Below are 18,301 nucleotides of genomic sequence, written 5' to 3'. Positions count from 1 at the left end.
GTCGACAGGTTTTCATCGTGGCGGGGTGTCTCACTCCCCGTGACTGACGCGACCGACAGACTCGTCGTCGATCTCAACCAGGACGGCGCCCGGTCGCTGGCGGCGCCGACCTCGGTGACCGTCGACCGGTCGTTCACCGTGGACCTCCAGAACCACGGGATGGCCACGCACGTCCATCTCCACCTCGACGACACCCTCTCGAAGGTCGCACGGCTCTCGAACGCCAACCTCCACGTCTCCAGCGGGGACTCCCGCTGCGTCCAGGTCAACGTCTTCGAGCCCGAAGACGGCGACTACGAGCCGGTCACGGGCCGGTTGAAGATCGCCATCGCGTACGGGCAGGAGACACGGTTCGTCGACCTGACGATAGACCTCAGCAGCCACGAGCCAGCGAACGTCGACCCGGACCTGGCGACGCCCAGCAGCGGTAGTGGCGGCGCCGAACGGACAGCTGGGGGCCCGAAGGGGACGGCGACGGACGTCTCGGGGGCAGCCGGCGGCTCGTCGCCGCTGGCGCGGAGCCGGACGGTGGAACTGCTTCCGGCGGTCCTGCTGGGCCTCGTCGCGGTCGGACTCGCGGCCGCGGCGGTGGTGCCCGCGGGCACGCCGAACCTCTCGCTCGGCGGGCTGGCGGTTGCGGCGGCCGTGCTAGCGGCTGCCTATCTCCTCCTCACGTGACCCCGGACGCGACGGTCCGGGTCCGACGCGCGACTCAGTGTTCCTCCTCGTTCGTCCCCTCCCCATCCGGGTCGGTCTCGACGCCACAGAGGTTCCCCTCGTCGTCGAATCGCTTCGCTCGGAGGAACCGCGTCCGGTATCGGTTCGCGCCCTCGTAGATGTCGGCCTCGCGGATGTCCTCGGTACGACCGTCCGCGACGGCGTCGATGATTGCCTCGACCTGCTCCTTCTCGCTCGGCGTCAACTCGAACTCGTAGGTCCGGGACTGTTCACCCTCCAGCCGGGTCCACTTGCGCGCGGCCGCCACGACCAGCGAGCAGGGTTCCCGGCACGGGAAGACGCCGTCGCCGCCGTCGGCGTCGAGGTCCGTCTCGTCGTCGTACTGCCACTCACGGCGCTTGAGACACTGGGAGTCCTCACAGCACGCTTCTGCGACCCACTCCACGTGTTCGTGGCCGTCACCGCGGTCCCACGTCTCGATGACGCCGTAGATGCCGGTCTGTCGCTCCATCGTCGGGCGCCAGTGGTCCACGTCCAGCTCGCCCTCGCGTTCGAGGTGCCAGTTGGCTACCGTGGCGGGGTAGATGAGGTCGAGCGCGCGCGTGCAGTCGCGTCCCGCCAGCCCGACGAAGGCCCAGCCCGTCGGGAGCGTGGGTGCGGTCTTGAGCGGTCGGTAGCGGCCCCGGTCGTCGTGCTTGACCAGCTCCCGGGCTGTCAGGGGGTCCTCGTGCCGGTCGAGGTCGGGGAGCGGGGTACCGATATCGTCCTCGTGGCGGAGCTCGTAGCGGCGGCCGCCGGCGCCCAGCATCGCCGTCACGGCGACCTGCCCCCACGAACGGACGACACCCTCGCGGAGCGCGTCGTAGCGCGTCGCCACATCCCAGTCCTCGGCGTCGCCGCTCTCCAGCCACCGGAGGAACGCACGGTCGGCGGGCGACCGGTCGACCCCCTCGAAGAACCACCAGTTGTCGACGTACTCCGGGTGGTTGCTGCAGGCGTCGCGGAACTCCGACTCCGTGAGCCCCTCGCGGGTCACCTCGGGGGTCCCGAAGCGGTAGCCCGCGTCCCCGTCGCCGTCGCGGACGGCCCGGAGACCGTCGAATTCGACCCCCTCCTCGGCCGCCGCTACGAGCGCGGCGATGGCCCCGTCGCTCACGGTCACCCGTTCGTCGCTCGCGCTCGGCGTATCCGGCGCGCTCACGCCACCACCCCGCCCGTCCGGCGTCGGTCCTCGGTCATGGCTCGACGTACGGGTTCCCCGTGCAAGAAGGCTATCGAAGCGGCCGGATACGGCGGGGATTCAGCGGCCGGACGAGGCAGGGGCTCAGTCGTCGGCGGGCGGAGCCTCTGCCCCGCCATCCTCCTCGGCGACCCGCGTGAGTTCGCGGACCCGCTCGACCGCGTCACCCACGTCGGCGCCGGCGTCCGCGGCACGCTCGATGATGACGTCGGCCATCAGCGCCTCCGTCCCGACGGCGCCCGCGTACCAGATGCGCTTGCCGTCCACGGGTTCGGGCACGTCGTAGCCGTCGCGGTAGTCCTCGCACAGGCCCATATCCTCGGGGATGTCCTCCTGGGTGTGGTAGCCGTCGGCGACGAACAGCGGGACGACCACGATGTCCTCGCTCTCGAAGAACTCCGTCACGTCGTCGACCTCCGGGTCCTCGTCCATGTAGAGGTCGCGCACCTCGTCGAAGCGGTCCATCTCGCGGATGCGGTCGGCGTGGTAGCGGATGGCCTTCGCCGAGTTCTCGTTGCGGTTCGTGCCGTGGCCGACGACGGCGAGGCCGAACCCCTCGCCCACGTCCGGGTCGCCCGTCACGGACTCGGCGCGCCGGACGATGACGTCGGTCATCGCGTCGTGGGTGCCGGCGGGCCCGCAGTAGTGGATGCGCTGGCCGGTATCCGCGGCCGTGAGCGTCACCGAGGTCGCGCTCGTCCCGTCCGACTCCCAGGCGTCCTCCGCCCAGCCGTCGAGTCGGAGTTCGCGGGGGATGACCTCCTCCGTGAAGTAGCCCTCGCTGATGAACAGCGGGACGACGAACACCTCGTCGGCGGTGACGGTCCGCAGGACCTCGCGGACGTGGGGCTCCTCCTTCCAGAACCCGGCCACGACCTCGTCGAACGCGCCGACCCGCCGGATGGTGTCGGCGTGCTCGTAGGTCGGCGTGCTGGACTCGGGATTGAGATGCGACCCGTGGGCGACGATGACCAGCGCCTGACTCATGCGTGGAGCGAGGGCCGTCGCGGGCTTAGGGGTGTCGGAGGCGCGGGTGAGGGCAACGGACCATCGAGGCCGTCGTCAGCGCGTCAGTCCTCCCGCCTGGCCGCCTCCTGCGCGCGCTTGATCTGGACCAGAGTGTCCTTCCCGACCGGTTCTTCATCGTCCGGCCCGGCGTGGAAGTGGGCGTCGAGGTAGTGGAGCTTCAGGTCCTGGTAGTCGCCGAGGATGGTCGTGGCACAGTCGGGGCACTCCAGGATGCCGTGGTCCGAATGCGGATGCAGTGTTCGCTCCGTCGGTGAGGTGTCTCCGGTCATGGTCTGGTGGTCAGCGCCGTCGTCTGTGCGGGTCTGGTCCCGATCCGAGTATATGCCTTGTGCCAGAGTCGGCCAGGAACGTGCGCCGTCGGTACGGTGACATCCAGAAGCAGTCATCGAGAAGGGGTCTCCCGTCGGTGCGCTTCGTCGGCCGCGGCGCCCGACCTCAGTCGGCCGCGGTCTGCTCGACGCGCAGTTCCTCGAGCAGTCGCTCCGCACCTGCCTCGGAGGAGCCCGGGCCGCGGACGGTTACGAGGTCGCCGTCGACCGTGACGCTCGCCTCCGCGTCGAGTTCAGCGTCCCAGTTCCCGCCCACGGCCTCGACCTCGTCCTGCACCCAGTACGGGAGCTTCCGGCCGTCGGGCATGACGTCGTTCTCGTCGACGATGTCCGCCTCCCACGCGTTGGGGAAGCCGGTCACGTCGCGGCCCTCGACCAGGAACGACCCGTCGCTGCCCCGCGTGTGCGCCAGGATACCGGCGGCGTGGCAGATGACGACCCCGAGGCCCGCCTCCCCCTCGACGGCGTCGCGCAGCAGCGTGCGAGCGTGACGGTCCTGGTTCACGTCCCAGACCGTGCCGTGGCCGCCGGGGAACACGACGGCGTCGTAGTCGTCGGCGGACTGCTCGGCGAGCGGCTCGGGGTCGTTCAGGCGCGCGTCGTTCTCGTGGACCTCGAGCACGCGCTCGGCAGTCTCCGCACCGACCTCGTCGGGGTCGACGGACATCTCGTCGACCTCGGGGGCCGCGCCCGAGGGGGTCGCGACCGTCACATCGACGCCTGCATCGTCCAGTTCGGTCAGCGGCGTGGTACACTCCTCTCCCCAGTAGCCGTGTTCAGTGACGACCAGCAGTGCCGAAGTCATTGTACGCTCCGATAGGACACCGACGCGGAAGAGTTCCCGGGTACCTGTGGAACTCTCTGGTTCAACGCCAGGCATTCTCGGAATAATTGCAGTATATCTGGCGTAATCTGCAACTATTACGCGTGTAGATATTATTGTCCGGAAACGGAATGCGACCCGTGGTCGGCCGTTCTGCAGGGTGACTCAGACCAGTCCGACCACGACCGCCAGGAGTGCCGTCGAGCCCAGCATCGACACCACGCCGGCCACCCCGACGAGGACGCGACGCTTGCGGGACTGCTGGACGTCGCTGGCTCGCTCGGCGTGCAGGGTTCCCGACTCCCCGACCGTGGCGACGCCGTTCCGGGTCACGACCTGGCCGGTCGCCGTGACCGTCTCGTCGGCGGTCAGGCGGCGTTCCTCGTAGATGCGCTCGTCGCCGTCACCGAGGTCGCGCTCGTCCCGATAGGTCGCGACGCGCTCTGGGTGGCCATCGTGCGCCTCGACACGGTAGTCGCCCGAGCGCGGCGGCACGGACCAGCCACGGAGTTCGAGCGCCGCTGGGTCGACCCGGACGCCGCCGGTCCCATCACGCACCGTGAACGGGACGCCACCGTGGTCCGTCCGGGTCAGGCCGCGGATGCCCCGCTGACCGATGCCGTGGCGCTCGCGCACCCTGACGGCCCATGCGAGGCAGGGTTCGCCGCTGAGCGGTGCCACCGTCTCGCCGTCCGGCCCCGGCTCGGCCGTCCCGGTGACGGTCACGTGGCCGTCCGTGGCGTCGATGACATCGTCGATGGTCCGGACGCGGCGGTAGCGGCGGAGGTTGCCGAGGCCGACCGAGAGCGCGAAGGCACCGACGAACAGCCCCGCCATCGCGCCGTTCGCGAGGGCCGCCCCCGGCTCCCCCCCGCCCGGGATGCCGGCTGCGAACTGGATGGTGAACACGACCGCCAGCGCCAGGGCCGTCGGGAGGGCGGCGGACCAGCGCCCCACGCCGAGGACCCGGCCGTAGACGGCGAGCTGCGAGGGCAACCCGAACAGCCGGGCGACGGCGTAGCCCGCTGCAGCGCCGACCAGCAGGGCCGGTATCAGGAAGGCGAGAACGATGAGCGTGACGAGTGTCTCGACGGAAACCACGGCGGGAGCGGTCGGGCCACGGACACCTGTCTACGGGTAGCGGCAGGCTACTCGGCGAACCGGACCGTCGCGGGGACGCCCTCGGGCGGGCGCAGCGTCGGCGTCGCGCGGAGGTCGTCCAGCGCGTGCCGGGGCACCTCCACGTCGAACTCCTGTGCGAGGCGAGCCAGTGCGAGGCGGGCGCCCGTCAGGGAGAACTGCCGGCCGATGCAGGCGTGCGGCCCCGAAGAGAAGGGGAAGTACGCCTCGACCGCCTGCGGGTTGCGGTCGTCCCAGCGCGAGGGGTCGAACTCGTCGGGGCGGTCGAAGTAGCGGCCGTCACGGTGGATGGACCACTGGGGCATGATGACGCCCGAGCCCGCCGGGACGTGGTAGTCACCCAGCTGCTGGTCCTCGGTCGTCCGGCGGAAGACCGCCCACGCGGCCGGGTAGAGCCGCAGGGCCTCCTGGAACACCTGCCCCGTGTACTCCAGGTCGGCGACGTGGTCGTGGCGCGGCGTCGCGTCGCCGAGTACCTCGCGGGCCTCCGTTCGGACCTTCTCGCGCACCTCGGGATGCCAGGAGAGCAGCGTCGTCGTGTAGGTCAGCGAGAGCGCGGTCGTCTCGTGGCCGGCGATGAGGAAGGTGGCCACCTCGTCGCGAATCTGGTTGGGCGGGTAGTCCACCTCGGGGTCGTCCTCGCGGGCGAGCAGGAGCGTCAGCATGTCCATCGACCCCGTCTCGCCGCGGGCCATCGCCTCGCGGCGCCGCTCGATCATCAGCTCCGCCAGTCGGAGGACGCCCTCGGCCGCGCCCTCGAACTCGGCGGTGACGGGGGTGGGGAACCACGCCGGGGCGGCCGCGCTCGCGTCGAACTCGAACTCGTCGCCCGCGACGCTCATCCAGGAGTGGAACCGGTCGGCCATCGACCGGCCGATGTCCTCGCCCAGCAGTATCTCGCTGGCCACCCGCACCGTGAGCGTCGTCATCTCGCGGTGGAGGTTGCGGTCGAGCGTCGGGCCTGCGCTCGTCACGGACTCGGCCGCACCGCCGCTCGCCGTGGCTCCCCCGTCCGCCGCGGCGGTCGGCGCCTCCTCCAGCGCCTCGCGCCACTCCCCGGCGAGCCCCTCGACGCGCTCGCCGACCGTGTTCGCGTACGCCCGGACCTGGGGCCCGGCGAAGGCGTCGCCGACGATGTCGCGCTGCTGGCGCCAGAGGTCGCCCTCGCTCTGGACGAGGCCCTGCTCGGCGATCATCGCCGAGGGACCCTGCGCCGGAACGCGGGGGAAGTCCTCCGGGCGCGAGAGCGCCTCGTGGACCAGAGCCGGGTTCGTGACGATGACCAGCGGGCCACGCCCCGGGACCGGGACGGCGACGATGTCCTCGAACCGGGACTGCACTCCCTCCAGGAACCGGAACGTCTGTGTCCCGAACCGCAGGGCGTTGAGGATGCCGGCCTCGGGCGGTTTCGGGAGTTCGCGTGCCATACGTGTACGAGGGACGCGAGCGGTTAGTGGGTTTCGCCGATTCGGACGACGGCGCTCGGGACCGGGTCACCAGCCTCGCCGTTCCGCTAGTCGAGGGGGCGCTCCATGCGGACGAACGAGAGCGTCTCCCGGCCCATCTCCAGGTCGAACGTCTCCGGCGTCGTCTCGTAGCCGTGACGCTCGTAGAACGGGACGGCGTTCCGTGACGCGGCCATCACCACACGGTGGTGCCCGGCTTCCCGGAGCACCCTCTCGGCGTGGGTCAGGAGGTCGCCCCCGACACCTGCCCCGGCGTGGTCGGGATGGACGTACAGTGTCTCCAGCACGCCGTCGTCGCGGTCCACGCCCACGAATCCCACCACTCCGGCCGCATCGGTCTCGGCCACCGCCAGGTACTGGCTCGCATCGTCGAACGGGTACTGCGTGGGGTCGTCCTGTGCAGCCGCCCAGGCGTCGAGTTGCGCCGCCGTGTACGCGCCCGGTTCGATGGCCCCGATGGCGGCCCGGTGGACGGTCAGCACGTCGGCCGCGTCGTCGCTCGTCGCCTCCCGGACCTGCATACCGTTCCGTCGGGGAATCGCGAACAAGTAGCTGGCGTCCGCTCGCGGGGAACGTTTAATCACCCGGTGGCCGAACCGGGAACGAATGAGTACGGTCCGAGGGCGGCTGCCGGTCGTGACCGACGCGGGACTGGCGGTGTTCGTCTCCGGCGTGGCCAGCATGGGCCTGGAGATTCTCTCCGGTCGTATCATCGCGCCACAGTACGGGAGCAGCATCTACACCTGGGGGACCATCATCGGCGTGTTCCTCGCGGCGCTCAGTCTGGGCTACCACCGCGGCGGCCAGCGCGCCGCCGAGCACGCCTCGACCGACCGCATGGCGTGGGCGCTGATGGCGACCGCGGGGTACGTCGCAGCCATCATCTTCGCGGGCGACCTGATGCTGGCCGCGGTCGCGGGGCTCCCGCTGCCGGCCCGGTTCGCGTCGCTCCCGGCCGTCACGCTCCTGTTCGGGCCGCCGACGTACCTGCTGGGCTACATCAGCCCGTACGCGGCCGAACTGGCCGAGGCCGACGGCGTGGGTCGGGCCTCGGGCCATGTCTACGCGGTCGGCACGGTCGGGAGCATCCTGGGCGCCTTCGGCACCACCTTCCTCCTCATCCCGACGCTGTCGGTGGAGTACATCGGTCTCGTCTTCGGAGGGCTGCTGGTCGGGACGGCGGTCTACCTCAGCTACCCGCCGCTATCCGGGCTGACGGCGCGTTCGCTCGCCGTCGCGGTACTGCTCGTCCTGGCGGCGACCAGCGGCTCGTTCGGCTTCGCCGTCGAGGGGCGCGTCCTCTACGAGACCCAGACGCCGTACCAGGAACTCGAGGTGACCCAGATCAACGACACCCGGACGCTGTACCTCGACGACCAGCAACACAGTGCGATGGATGTCGACCGGCCGACGCGACACGTCTTCGAGTACACGCGGTACTTCCACCTCCCCTACCTGCTGACCGACGACCCCGACGACATCGACCGCGTGCTGTTCATCGGCGGGGGCGGGTTCACCGGGCCCAAGCGGTTCGTTGAGGAGTACGACGCGACCGTCGACGTGGTCGAGATAGACCCCGAGGTTATCGACGTGGCGAAGCGATATTTCGCCGTCGACGAGTCCCACGAGCGGCTCAACATCTACCAGGGCGACGGCCGGCGCTACCTCCGCGAGACGAACCGGTCCTACGACCTCATCGTCCTCGACGCGTACAAGAAGGACAAGGTCCCCTTCCAGCTGACGACGGTGGAGTTCTTCGAACTGGCCGAGTCTCGGCTCTCGGCCGACGGGATGCTGTACGCGAACGTCATCTCCGCGGAGAGCGGGCCCGCGTCGAAGTTCTACCGCGCGGAGTACCGCACCATGTCGGAGGTGTACCCGCAGGTCTACACGTTCCCGACGGTCGGTGGCTCGATCGTCCAGAACATCCAGCTGGTCGCGACCCGGAACGGGACGCGGGTGAGCGAGGCGACCCTCCGGGCCCGGGAGGTGCGCCGTGACATCGGTATCGACCTCTCGTTCGAGGTTCGGAAGCTCCGCGAGGAGCCGCCCCCGACCGACGACGTCCCCGTCCTGCGTGACGACCGTGCCCCCGTCGACAGCCTGCTCGACCCGATGGTGGGCCAGCGGTACGTCGTGCAGGAGACGACCCGGAACGGAACGTCGACGGGAGCACCAGCTATCGAGCCGCCGGTACGGGCTCCGAGGGCCGCCGTCGCCCGTGTGTCGGGCGTCTGACGGAGGTTTAAGCCGTTCGAGTGGGAACGGTCGCACCCGTGGTACAGCAGCTCGACCTGGAGAACATCGCCTACGTCCAGCTGACGGGCATCGAGTGTGACGAGTGCGGGCGCCCGTTCGAGGAACGCGTCCGCGGCGGCGAGATCGGCGTCCTCAACGGCTGGACGGTCGAGGCGGTGACGGAGCTCCGATGTCCCTACTGCGGGCACGCGACCCGGCTGGTGTTCGAGGAGGAGCTCCGCCAGTCCTACGCGGACGACTCGACCGGCGACGGGTCGACGGCCTCCGGGGCGCCGTCGGGACCGTCGTCGCCCTGAACACGCTTCACTCGGCCGGCAGGTTCACGACCAGCACCGGCACGTCGACGTTGGCGGTCAGTTTCCCCGAGACGCTGCCCATCATCGAGCGGCTGAACTCACCGCGCTCGGTTCCCATCACGACGAGGTCGATGTCGGCCTCGGCGACCGTCTCCGACAGCTCCTCGGCCGGGTCGCCGCTCCGGCACGCCGTCGTCACCGTCAGGCCCGCCGTGTCGAACCGGTCGGCGGCCGCGGCGACGGCTCGCTCGCCCTGTTCGGCCAGCTCGGCCTCCACGTCGGCCTTCATCCCCTCGTCGAGGGTGAGGAAAGCCCGTTTGTCGAGGACGTGGACGACGTGGACCGAAGCGTCGTACTTGCCAGCGAGGTCCGCGGCGTGGTCGAACACCGTCTCCATCGCGTCGCTACCGTCGGTCGGGACGAGGATGCGGTCGTACACGCGTGCCGGTTCGATGTCCGAGTAAATCACTCGGCCGGTTTCGTTCCGTCCCCAGGTGCCGCCACACCCGTGTGCCGGCACCACACGCCGCCAGACAACGGAAGGCCTTTTTTATACGGAACATCGTACTGCCGGGTACTCATGACCACGGTTGCGTCGACCGCTCGCGCCGCCGAACGATTCCGTCGTTCACTGCTGGGTGAGTTCTCCTAGATGTCAACGTCCGAGGCCGACAGCCGCTCTCTCCTCGTAACGTCCAAGTTGGTGTCACCAGACGATGATTGATACACCGTCCTCCAGCCGGGTACAGAAGTCCTTCCTCAAGTACCAGCACGTGTTCGTCTTCCTCGCGCCGGTCCTGTTCGTCGCGGGCGTCTACCTGTTCGCGCCGACCGGGACCGTCGAACCGGGATACTGGTTCGAGTACTGGTGGCTGTTCTTCTTCTTCCTGCTGGGTGCCACCATCGTCAACACCGTGGGAATCAGCGGTTCGGCGCTGTTCGTGCCGTTCCTCATCTTCATCTTCCCACTGCTGGCGCGGCCGCTCTCCCCCGAGACCATCGTGAAGGTGGGGCTCATCAGCGAGTCGTTCGGCCTCTCCAGTTCGTCCATCGCCTTCATCCAGTACGGGCTGGTCGACCGGCGGGTGGCGCTCACCATCGTCGGCGGCTCGGTCCCGTTCGTGGTGGGTGGAGCGCTGCTCTCCTTCATCATTCCGGAGCCCCTGTTCCACCTGGCACTCGGGCTGGCGCTGATGACCGCGTCGTACCTCCTGTTCAAGGCCGACCTCGGGCACGGTCACGAGTCGGACAGCGAGAGTGAGAGCGAGGCCGGCGCTGCGGCCGACGGGGGCGAGCCTCGCTCCGACGGTGGCCAGCGCGATCTCCCGAACGACGACGACAAACTCGGGCCGGCCGGCGTCGAGACGGACGCCGAGGGCAACGTCACCCGTGTCGACCGCGAGGGTGACGACTACAGCTACACCCGGAGTGGGTATCTCGAACGGTTCGCCAACTACGCCGTCGGTGGCACGTTCCAGGGGCTGGCCGGCTTCGGGTCGGGCGAACTGGGCATCATCTCGATGCTCCGCACCGAGGTACCGGTCAGGGTCGCCATCGGAACCAACCACATCATCGTCGCGACGACGGCTATCCTGGCCTCGCTGGTCCACGTCTTCGGTGGCGGCCTCGTCGGCGGCCACTCGCTGGACCTCGCCGCCACGCCGTGGAACATGGTCGTCTGGACCGTCCCGGCGACGGTGACGGGTGGACAGATAGCTCCGTACGTCTCGAACGCGCTGGACACCGGGACCATCAAGAAGGGTGTCGGCGGCCTGTTCGCTGTCATCTCGGTCGCGCTGTTCCTGATGGCGGCTGGCGGCGTGGGATTCATCGGCCTCTGAACCGCGGCTTCAGCGCGCGCCGCCGGCGTGGAACCAGCCACCACGGGCGTTTTCTATCCGGCCGCCGAACCGACGCTCATGTACGACGATATCCTGCTCCCCACCGATGGGAGCGAAGGAACCCGGGCCGCCGTGACGCACGCGAACGAACTCGCGACCACCTACGATGCGACGGTGCACGTCCTCTCGGTGGTCGACACGCGCAACCGGTTCGAGAGCCCCTCCAGCGGGCTCGCGCCCGAAGCATGGACCGAGCGCGAGCGCGAGCGCGCCGAGGAGGCCATCGACGAGTCCGTCACGGAACTGGACGACGGGCTCACCATCGAGCGCGTGGTGCAGGAGGGAACACCCAAACAGGGCATCCTCGATTACGTGGACGAGGCCGGCATCGACGTGGTCGTCATCGCCACGCACGGCCGGACGGGGCTGGACCACTACCTCATCGGGAGCGTCACGGAGGAGATCGTCAGGAAGTCACCGGCGCCGGTGCTGACGGTGAAACTGGCCGCGGACTGACCTACTCGAGGCCGCGGAGGGCCTCTTCCTGCATCCGGACGAACCGGGACGGCCATTCGGCCACGTGCGTACGGAACTTCTCTGCGAGCCGGTGCAGAACACTGGCGACCGTCGCCGGGGCCCCATCTTCCCCGCCGGTGGGTCGCTGTTTGTAGCTCATGTGTGTCGGTACCACGCGAACTGTCATAAATGTTGGTGGGTCATCTATCGGTCGGTAGCTCGTGGTTGTGAGGAACGGTTCCCACCACCTGCTGACCGCTGATTCCAGTCACTGCCAGCCGGTGGCACCGATATCTCGGTCCCGTGTCTCGTGGTACCGCGGCTATCAGGAACCTTATACGGCCACACGACGTACCGTACGTATGAGCGAAGAGAGCGGGCGCCGGAACCTCCGGATGCCCAACGACGACGAGCTGTTCGCCGTTGTGACTGAACACAACGGCGGGAATCACGTCCGGGTGCAGTGCCAGGACGGCAAGAACCGGATGGGCCGCATCCCCGGTCGCATGAAGTACCGCGTCTGGATCAACGAGGGCGACGTGGTCCTCGTCGAGCCGTGGGACTGGCAGGACGAGAAGGCCAACGTGGAGTGGCGCTACGACGAGCAGGACGCCGAGCAGCTCCGCCGCGAAGGCCACATCGAGTAACGCCGTCGGCCGTCGGCTACGCGGAGCGTATCTCTCCATTCTACTTCGTTTCGAGTCGCTACTTCATGACCTTCGGGAGTTATCGTTGATTCGGCTCGATAACCCGGTGCATAAGAGGACTAGTTACGGGATAGCTACGGAGTGTCAGGGCTCGCCGTCGTACTCCTGATAGATGACCTCGCCGCAGGCCTTGCAGTGTGAGGCGTCGCGGTCGTGGGCCGCCAGTCCGCAGTTCGGACAGGTCACGTCCACCTTGTCCCGGCGGGCCCACTCACGGACGATGCGGCTCCCCTGCCACGGGATGAGGATGATGGCACCGAGGATGGAGGCGACCGTGACCCAGCGCCCTGCAGGGGTGGTCGGCAGTATGTCACCGAACCCGACGGTCGACAGCGTGACCACGGTGTAGTAGAACGCGTCACCGAACGTGTTCACGTCCGGGTTGACGGCGTGCTCTGCGCTGTAGAACAGCCCCGCCGAGAGGAAGAACACCACGAGCACGGTCAACAGGAGCTTCAGCGCCCGCAACGTGTTGTCCGAGACGGTGCCGAAGAAGAACTCGGCGTCGCGGGTGAATCGGTAGAACCGGAGGACTCGGACCACCCGGAGCGCCCGGAAGAAGCCGAGTTCCGCCGCGAACACGAGGGCCACACCGGGCACGACGAACACGAGGACGGTGGGGAGGACCGCGAGGAGGTCGGCCACCGTGTACGGGTCCGTCGCCTCCGCCATCCGTGACTCGGCACCGTACAGTCGGAGACCGTACTCGACGAGGAAGATGGTCGCGAGCGCCACCTCGACCGTCCGGAGGAGGTCCGCCGTCGCCGCCCGGAGCGGATAGGTCTCCACGACCAGCACCACGACGAACAGCAGGTTCAGGACCAGCAGCCCGATGTCGATGGCCTTGCCGAGCGGCGTCTCGTGGTCCAGCAGGTAGAAGCGGACGGTCCTGCGGAGGTCGGCAGGAGGCGTCGTCACGTCACGCCTCCACGCGGCCGTCCCACGTAGTCCCATCGGGATGCTCCGCCCCGGGGAACGCCATTCAGGCGGCTGCGCCCGGCAGCACCACCACGAAGACGGCGCCACGGGGGTCGTTGTCCTCGACGTGAACGGCTCCGTGGTACCGGTCGACGATGGTCTCGACGAGGTAGAGCCCGAGTCCGCGACCCACGTCGGCCGTGGACTCCTCCGGCTCGAAGACCGACTCCTTCCGTTCGTCACGGATTCCGGGTCCGTCGTCGGCCACCTCGATTATCGCCCGGTCGCCGTTCCGGGTCACCGTGACCTCGATTGTGGGTGTCTCGCGGTCGCTGTGGACGACCGCGTTGTCGAGGAGGTTCCAGACCACCTCGCCGAGCAGGTCGTCGGCCTGGACCCGTACTGGCTCCGGGCATCTCACCGAGGGCGAGACCTCGGGGTGTTCGGCCTGCAGGTCATCGACACGGTCCCTGACGATGGGGGCGACAGCGACGGGGTAGAGTTCGGTTCGCTCGGCGAGCGAGCGCATCAGGTACCCCATCCGCTGCACCAGGTCCACGACGCCCCGCCCGCGGTCTGCCACGGCGTCTAGGTGTCGCTCGTCGGCCTCCTGGGGCTCCTCGCGGACGATCTCTGTGTACCCCAGCACCACCTGCATCCCGTTGAGGACGTGATGGCGGAGGAGCTCGTTCGCCGTCGCGAGGGCGTTGCGCTGGGCGACTACCTCGGCGGCACGTCGACGGAGGTTGGCATCGTAGCCCCCGAGCAACATGCCCGCGAAGGTCCCGCCCGAGACCGCCACGACCGCGTCCTGGACGAGGAACCGGATGGAACTCCTGCTCCCGACCAGCAGTTCGTTCCCCTGCAGCACGACGATGACCAGGCAGCTCCCGAACAGACCGACCAGACACCACATGGCCACACGGCGCTGGCACTCCGGCCCGAACGACGACCGCCCGAGCCAGACGCCGCCGGCGACGACGCCGAGCGCGAATCCGGCCAGCAGTACCAGCGTCATGACCTCCAGTACCAGCACGAGGTACTCGCGGGTCGTCGCCGGCCGGTCGATGACGATCTCGAACAGCATCCCGTACGCGATGCCCCCGAGGAGGAGTAGCGCCCCGATGATGACAACTAGCCAGGCCCAGACCCCCATCTCGCTATCGCCGATTTCCCGCGACACGGGCCCACTGGAACCGCTCCCCGCAAGAAGCTTTACGCGGATAACGCCGGGTGATTACCTGTCTCCGGTATGGACCGGTGCCATCACTCGTCGGCGACGGGAATCCGGAGCGGTCCCGTCCCAACGGCGCGGACCGGCGTGTCGAACCGGGTCGAGAGCGTCCGGAACCGCTCGCGCAGCCAGCGTGCCACCTCGCCCGTCGCGCGGTGGGCCGTACGCCCGCTGATTTCGACCGGATGGAGGCGGACCGCGATGACGCTCCCGCCCTCGACTACGAGTTCGAACAGGAAGCTCCGGTCGTTGTGAAGGGACTCCTTCACCAGATAGTCGTCGACGAGGTCACCACAGTCGTACAGGATGGGGGCGCCCTCGTACACCTCGATACCGTGCGGGACGTGCGCGCTGTGGCCGTGGACGACATCGACACCCGCGTCGACCAGCCACCGGCCGAAGGCCCGGCGTGTGGGGTGTTTGACCACTGTCCAGTTCGGCCCCCAGTGGAGCGAGGCGACGACGAGGTCCGCGCGGGCGACGGCCGGCCGTCGGAGCACGTCCCGGACGAGCCGGCGCGCACGCCAGCTCCGCTCGCCGAGCCCCATCCTCGCGGTGCCCGGCCGTCGGGGGCCGGCGGCGAAGGTCGGCATCCGGTCGGTCAGCGCGAGGACGGCGACCGAGACATCGCCGATGTCGACGATAGCGGGTTCCAGCGCCGCCCGGCGGTCCCTCCCGGCACCAGCCGATTCGATTCCGGTCCGTTCGAGCCCGGCGAGCGTGTCCCGGAGCGCCGAGGGCCCGAAGTCGAGCGTGTGGTTGTTGGCGAGGCTGACCGCCTCGATGCCGGCCACGTCGAGCGCCGGGAGGGCCCACTCGCCAGCCCGGAAGTAGTAGCCCTTCCCCGGCCACCGGGTACCGCGCTCGGAGATGCAGCACTCGAGATTGGCGAGGGTGCCGTCGAGTCGGCGCAGGTCGGGCAGTGTCGTCCCCCAGACCGACGCCGGCCGTCGATTGGCGTGGCGCTCGTCGACCCCTCGTCCGAGCATCACGTCACCAGCCAGCCCGATCCGCGCGTCCCCACCGCTTCCACCGCTCGTCGGCCCAGGCGAGGCCGACCCGGCACAGCCTCCCAGCGGGACGAGTGACGCGGTGGCCGCGAGCACGGCCCGGCGTGTCGGCGACATCCGTGACGGACGAGCGTGACGAACGGAGGAAAACCCTCGGGCGCGGACTGTCCCGCGACGCGGGGGAATCGCCACGGAACCGTCGTCCCGGGTGTCCGCTGTCAGGACGGCGGTCGTTCGCCGCCAGGATATATCAGATGAGCCACATGCCCAGGTTAAGAGCCCGGAGCACGCATGGGACCATCAGGCACGCCCCGGGCGGACACGGGTCGTGAGCCGAGCGCCGCACCCGCGAGCGCGGGCCTCCCGGCCCGGAGTGTGGCGCCCCGATAGCCTGCCGCGGGGCCGCCGTGAGTGACCCACCATGACCACATCCGAGGACCCACCGACAGAGGACCCACCGACAGAGGACCCACCGACAGGGGACTCGCCGATAGCGCCGACCGACCGCCCGGACGGAGACGCGGACGCGGCTGCCCGGCAGATCCACGTGCTGCTCGTCGACGACTCGCCGGAACTCGTCGACGCCGTCGCGGGGCTCATCGAGCGCGACCACGACGATATCAGGGTGACGACCGCCACCGGTGCCGTCACCGCGTTCAGGGAGCTGACCAATACGGCGGTGGACTGTATCGTCAGCGACTACCGGATGCCCGCGGTCGACGGCCTGGAGTTCCTCGATGCAGTCCGCGAACGCGACGAGGAGGTCTCGTTCATCCTCTTCACCAACAAGGGCTCCGAGGCGGTGGCGGACGCGGCCATGGAACAGGGGGTCACGGACTACGTCCCGAAGGGCACCGACCCGGACCACGACCTGCTCGTCGAGCGCATCCGGGAGGCCGTCGGGGCACCAGCCGCGAACTCCTCATAGCGACATCCGGTCGATTGCGCCCGCCTCCGGCCGCACCCCACGAGCTGGGCCGACGATTCCGACGGGTCTATCACGCTGCTCCCGGTTGTCTCACTGTGGATTCTCACGATGTCCGGCGTCAGTGGGCGGAACGGTCCGGCGAGTTCTCGCCGGCGTACTACGCCTACTACGGCCCGGACGAACGCAGCGAGGCCGTGCTGGGCGTGCTCGAGCGGTTCGTGGACTGCGACGCCCGGGTGCTCGAGCTGGGCTGTAGCTCCGGGCGTCACCTCGCGCACCTCCACGACGAGGGGTTCGAGCGTCTCGCCGGCATCGAGCTGAACGACGAGGCGCTGGCGGTGATGACCGACAACTACCCCGACCTCGCCGCCACGGGCCGATTCTACCTCGACGCCATCGAGGACGTCGTCCCCTCGTTCGACGACGACGCGTTCGACGTGACCTACTCCGTCGAGACCCTCCAGCACATCCATCCCGACGCCGAGTGGGTGTTCGACGACATCGCCCGCGTGACCGACGACCTCATCGTCACCGTCGAGAACGAAGGGCACGACGAGGAGCCGCCGGCCGAGACGGAGGTCAACTACGTCCAGGACGAGGTCCCGCTCTACTACCGGGACTGGAACGCGGTCTTCACCCAGCGCGGATTCGAGCAGGTGGCTGTCGAGGACTGCGACCGCGACACACTCCGGGCGTTCCGGGCCGTCTGACGGGCACGGCCCAGAACGGGGCCGACGGCTACTTTCATGGCAAGATTCTCCCGGAGGCGGTGCTACTGTCGAAATAGCGGCCTCGGCACTCATAGGGGTCGTCATCGCCGGGTGCCTACGCCGGCTCGGTGCGAGCGCTCGTCATCGGCCGGTCGTCGGTAGGCCGCCCGATGTCAAAACGGGTCGGGTCCACGGCAGGATGGAGGCGGCACTGTTGCTCACCGTGTAGCAGTCCGAGAAAGTTCGGTGCGCTGTGTCGCCGTCAGGCGACGTGCGTAGCCGTCAGTTCAGGCGCGGACGACGTTCGTCGCGCGCGGGCCCTTCGGGGCCTGTTCGATGTCGAACTCCAGATCGGTACCTTCGGTGAGGTCCTCGCCGCCGACGTCGTCCATGTGGAAGAAAACGTCCTCGTCAGAGTCCTCAGTCGTGATGAAACCGTAACCGCCCGTGTCGTTGAAGAAGTCAACCTTACCGTTTGCCATTGCGAGTAAAGGGAACCGGAGAGTGGGGATAAGAGTTCCGAAAGTCCCAGTGTAGCTCGAAAATATCGGAAGTCCGCTTCGAATACGTTCGTTTTGATGAGGTGTTCTGCTATTCGTGTGGTTCTACCATCCCGTACCACCTGAACGGTCGGGGACGGCGCCGGCTTCGGTCGTAATCACAGTTCTCGCCGCACCTGGCTCTTCCTCGTGGTGGAGCCACGACCCCGCCGTAGCATGGCGCGCTGTGACCGGACGGGGCCGGAGTGGCCCGGCCCATTATGAACCTGCGGTTCACATCGACGCCCGATGGGGGTCAACCCGCTGGAGTACGACGTGGAGGAACTGCGGGCGCTCCGGGAGCAGTCGGCGTCCGGTCCGGGCACCGGTGGGAATCTCGGGGTGCAACTCCCGTATCTCTCCGCCCTTCCGAACGACGAGGAGACGACGTCGTTCGTCCTCGACTGGCTAGCGGACCTCGTCGCGTCGGGTGGATTCGACGGCGCGGTCGCCGCGCTGGAGTACTACCGCTTCATGGGCTGGCTCACTCCGGAGGTCCGCGACGACCTGGAAGCGTACCTGCTCGGTGTCGGGAACCGCCCCAGCCGGTTCGACGACCTCGACCGCGCCGACCACATGCGGAGTCTCGCACGCATCGCGCGGCTGGCTGAGTGGGAGGTCCGGGAGCGATAAGGGGC

The 18,301-nt window shown here is 68.8% G+C and carries 22 protein-coding genes; 9 read left to right on the top strand and 13 right to left on the bottom strand.

Going from position 1 to position 18,301, the window contains the following annotated elements:
- The first annotated feature begins 39 nt into the window (after window positions 1-39).
- Window positions 40-678 (top strand): DUF7524 family protein, encoded by a 639-nt coding sequence (locus NL115_RS18260; RefSeq protein WP_254830754.1) that lies wholly within the window; start codon window positions 40-42, stop codon window positions 676-678.
- A 34-nt stretch (window positions 679-712) separates the two neighbouring features.
- On the opposite strand, the gene NL115_RS18255 is transcribed toward NL115_RS18260, so the two are convergent.
- The 7 genes from NL115_RS18255 to NL115_RS18225 form a co-directional block, all read right to left on the bottom strand.
- The gene (locus tag NL115_RS18255) at window positions 713-1,834 is read right to left on the bottom strand and encodes a DR2241 family protein (protein ID WP_254833116.1); all 1,122 of its coding nucleotides are present in this window, start codon (window positions 1,832-1,834) and stop codon (window positions 713-715) included.
- Between the two features lie 168 nt (window positions 1,835-2,002).
- Entirely contained in the window at window positions 2,003-2,905 is a 903-nt protein-coding gene (locus NL115_RS18250; protein WP_254830753.1) for a CbiX/SirB N-terminal domain-containing protein, read from the bottom strand.
- Window positions 2,906-2,988: 83 nt separating this feature from the next.
- Window positions 2,989-3,216 (bottom strand): hypothetical protein, encoded by a 228-nt coding sequence (locus NL115_RS18245; protein ID WP_254830751.1) that lies wholly within the window; start codon window positions 3,214-3,216, stop codon window positions 2,989-2,991.
- A gap of 166 nt (window positions 3,217-3,382) precedes the next feature.
- Window positions 3,383-4,081 carry a type 1 glutamine amidotransferase domain-containing protein gene (locus NL115_RS18240; RefSeq protein WP_254830750.1) on the bottom strand — a complete coding sequence of 233 codons (699 nt, stop codon included), beginning with the start codon at window positions 4,079-4,081 and terminating at the stop codon, window positions 3,383-3,385.
- Between the two features lie 183 nt (window positions 4,082-4,264).
- Window positions 4,265-5,200: an E3 ubiquitin ligase family protein gene (locus NL115_RS18235; protein WP_254830749.1), complete on the bottom strand. Its 936-nt coding sequence runs from the start codon at window positions 5,198-5,200 to the stop codon at window positions 4,265-4,267.
- A 47-nt stretch (window positions 5,201-5,247) separates the two neighbouring features.
- Window positions 5,248-6,666 carry a cytochrome P450 gene (locus tag NL115_RS18230; protein WP_254830748.1) on the bottom strand — a complete coding sequence of 473 codons (1,419 nt, stop codon included), beginning with the start codon at window positions 6,664-6,666 and terminating at the stop codon, window positions 5,248-5,250.
- Between the two features lie 86 nt (window positions 6,667-6,752).
- Window positions 6,753-7,226: a GNAT family N-acetyltransferase gene (locus NL115_RS18225; RefSeq protein WP_254830747.1), complete on the bottom strand. Its 474-nt coding sequence runs from the start codon at window positions 7,224-7,226 to the stop codon at window positions 6,753-6,755.
- Window positions 7,227-7,311: 85 nt separating this feature from the next.
- Between NL115_RS18225 and NL115_RS18220 the strand changes: the two genes are divergently transcribed.
- A complete protein-coding gene (locus NL115_RS18220) occupies window positions 7,312-8,943 on the top strand; it encodes a spermidine synthase (protein ID WP_254830746.1) in 1,632 nt (543 codons plus the stop codon).
- A 38-nt stretch (window positions 8,944-8,981) separates the two neighbouring features.
- Window positions 8,982-9,260, top strand: coding sequence for an Rpo12/RPC10 RNA polymerase subunit family protein (locus NL115_RS18215; RefSeq protein WP_254830745.1), 279 nt, complete (start codon window positions 8,982-8,984; stop codon window positions 9,258-9,260).
- Window positions 9,261-9,267: 7 nt separating this feature from the next.
- On the opposite strand, the gene NL115_RS18210 is transcribed toward NL115_RS18215, so the two are convergent.
- Complete coding sequence (locus tag NL115_RS18210) at window positions 9,268-9,699, bottom strand: universal stress protein (protein WP_254830744.1); 432 nt, start codon at window positions 9,697-9,699, stop codon at window positions 9,268-9,270.
- 277 nt (window positions 9,700-9,976) lie between these two features.
- On the opposite strand from NL115_RS18210, the gene NL115_RS18205 reads away from it, so the two are divergent.
- Together NL115_RS18205 and NL115_RS18200 are read left to right on the top strand one after the other, a co-directional pair.
- Complete coding sequence (locus tag NL115_RS18205; protein WP_254830743.1) at window positions 9,977-11,101, top strand: sulfite exporter TauE/SafE family protein; 1,125 nt, start codon at window positions 9,977-9,979, stop codon at window positions 11,099-11,101.
- A gap of 78 nt (window positions 11,102-11,179) precedes the next feature.
- Window positions 11,180-11,617, top strand: a complete 438-nt coding sequence (locus NL115_RS18200) for a universal stress protein (RefSeq protein WP_254830742.1) — start codon at window positions 11,180-11,182, stop codon at window positions 11,615-11,617.
- A gap of 1 nt (window position 11,618) precedes the next feature.
- On the opposite strand, the gene NL115_RS18195 is transcribed toward NL115_RS18200, so the two are convergent.
- Entirely contained in the window at window positions 11,619-11,777 is a 159-nt protein-coding gene (locus NL115_RS18195) for a hypothetical protein (protein ID WP_254830741.1), read from the bottom strand.
- 202 nt (window positions 11,778-11,979) lie between these two features.
- Here NL115_RS18195 and eif1A point away from each other — a divergent pair, with 202 nt between their 5' ends.
- Window positions 11,980-12,264 carry a translation initiation factor eIF-1A gene (gene eif1A, locus NL115_RS18190; RefSeq protein ID WP_286667195.1) on the top strand — a complete coding sequence of 95 codons (285 nt, stop codon included), beginning with the start codon at window positions 11,980-11,982 and terminating at the stop codon, window positions 12,262-12,264.
- Between the two features lie 144 nt (window positions 12,265-12,408).
- Here eif1A and NL115_RS18185 read toward each other — a convergent pair whose 3' ends face one another.
- The 3 genes from NL115_RS18185 to NL115_RS18175 all read right to left on the bottom strand — a co-directional run bounded on the left by NL115_RS18185 (window position 12,409) and on the right by NL115_RS18175 (window position 15,603).
- Window positions 12,409-13,278: an ion transporter gene (locus NL115_RS18185; protein ID WP_254830740.1), complete on the bottom strand. Its 870-nt coding sequence runs from the start codon at window positions 13,276-13,278 to the stop codon at window positions 12,409-12,411.
- A gap of 28 nt (window positions 13,279-13,306) precedes the next feature.
- Entirely contained in the window at window positions 13,307-14,425 is a 1,119-nt protein-coding gene (locus NL115_RS18180; RefSeq protein ID WP_254830739.1) for a sensor histidine kinase, read from the bottom strand.
- Window positions 14,426-14,508: 83 nt separating this feature from the next.
- A complete protein-coding gene (locus NL115_RS18175; RefSeq protein ID WP_254830738.1) occupies window positions 14,509-15,603 on the bottom strand; it encodes a CapA family protein in 1,095 nt (364 codons plus the stop codon).
- Between the two features lie 304 nt (window positions 15,604-15,907).
- Here NL115_RS18175 and NL115_RS18170 point away from each other — a divergent pair, with 304 nt between their 5' ends.
- Window positions 15,908-16,414 carry a response regulator gene (locus NL115_RS18170; protein WP_254830737.1) on the top strand — a complete coding sequence of 169 codons (507 nt, stop codon included), beginning with the start codon at window positions 15,908-15,910 and terminating at the stop codon, window positions 16,412-16,414.
- 95 nt (window positions 16,415-16,509) lie between these two features.
- Window positions 16,510-17,124 (top strand): class I SAM-dependent methyltransferase, encoded by a 615-nt coding sequence (locus tag NL115_RS18165; RefSeq protein WP_254830736.1) that lies wholly within the window; start codon window positions 16,510-16,512, stop codon window positions 17,122-17,124.
- Window positions 17,125-17,411: 287 nt separating this feature from the next.
- On the opposite strand, the gene NL115_RS18160 is transcribed toward NL115_RS18165, so the two are convergent.
- On the bottom strand, window positions 17,412-17,606 hold the full coding sequence (locus NL115_RS18160) for a cold-shock protein (protein WP_254822335.1): 195 nt from the start codon (window positions 17,604-17,606) through the stop codon (window positions 17,412-17,414).
- A gap of 306 nt (window positions 17,607-17,912) precedes the next feature.
- Between NL115_RS18160 and NL115_RS18155 the strand changes: the two genes are divergently transcribed.
- A complete protein-coding gene (locus NL115_RS18155) occupies window positions 17,913-18,296 on the top strand; it encodes a FlaD/FlaE family flagellar protein (RefSeq protein WP_254830735.1) in 384 nt (127 codons plus the stop codon).
- Window positions 18,297-18,301: the final 5 nt, after the last annotated feature.

The sequence above is a fragment of the Haloglomus salinum genome (genome assembly GCF_024298825.1).
GTDB lineage: Archaea > Halobacteriota > Halobacteria > Halobacteriales > Haloarculaceae > Haloglomus > Haloglomus salinum.
Note: the sequence above shows the minus strand (reverse complement) of the source record. Positions and strands in the feature narration are given on the sequence as shown.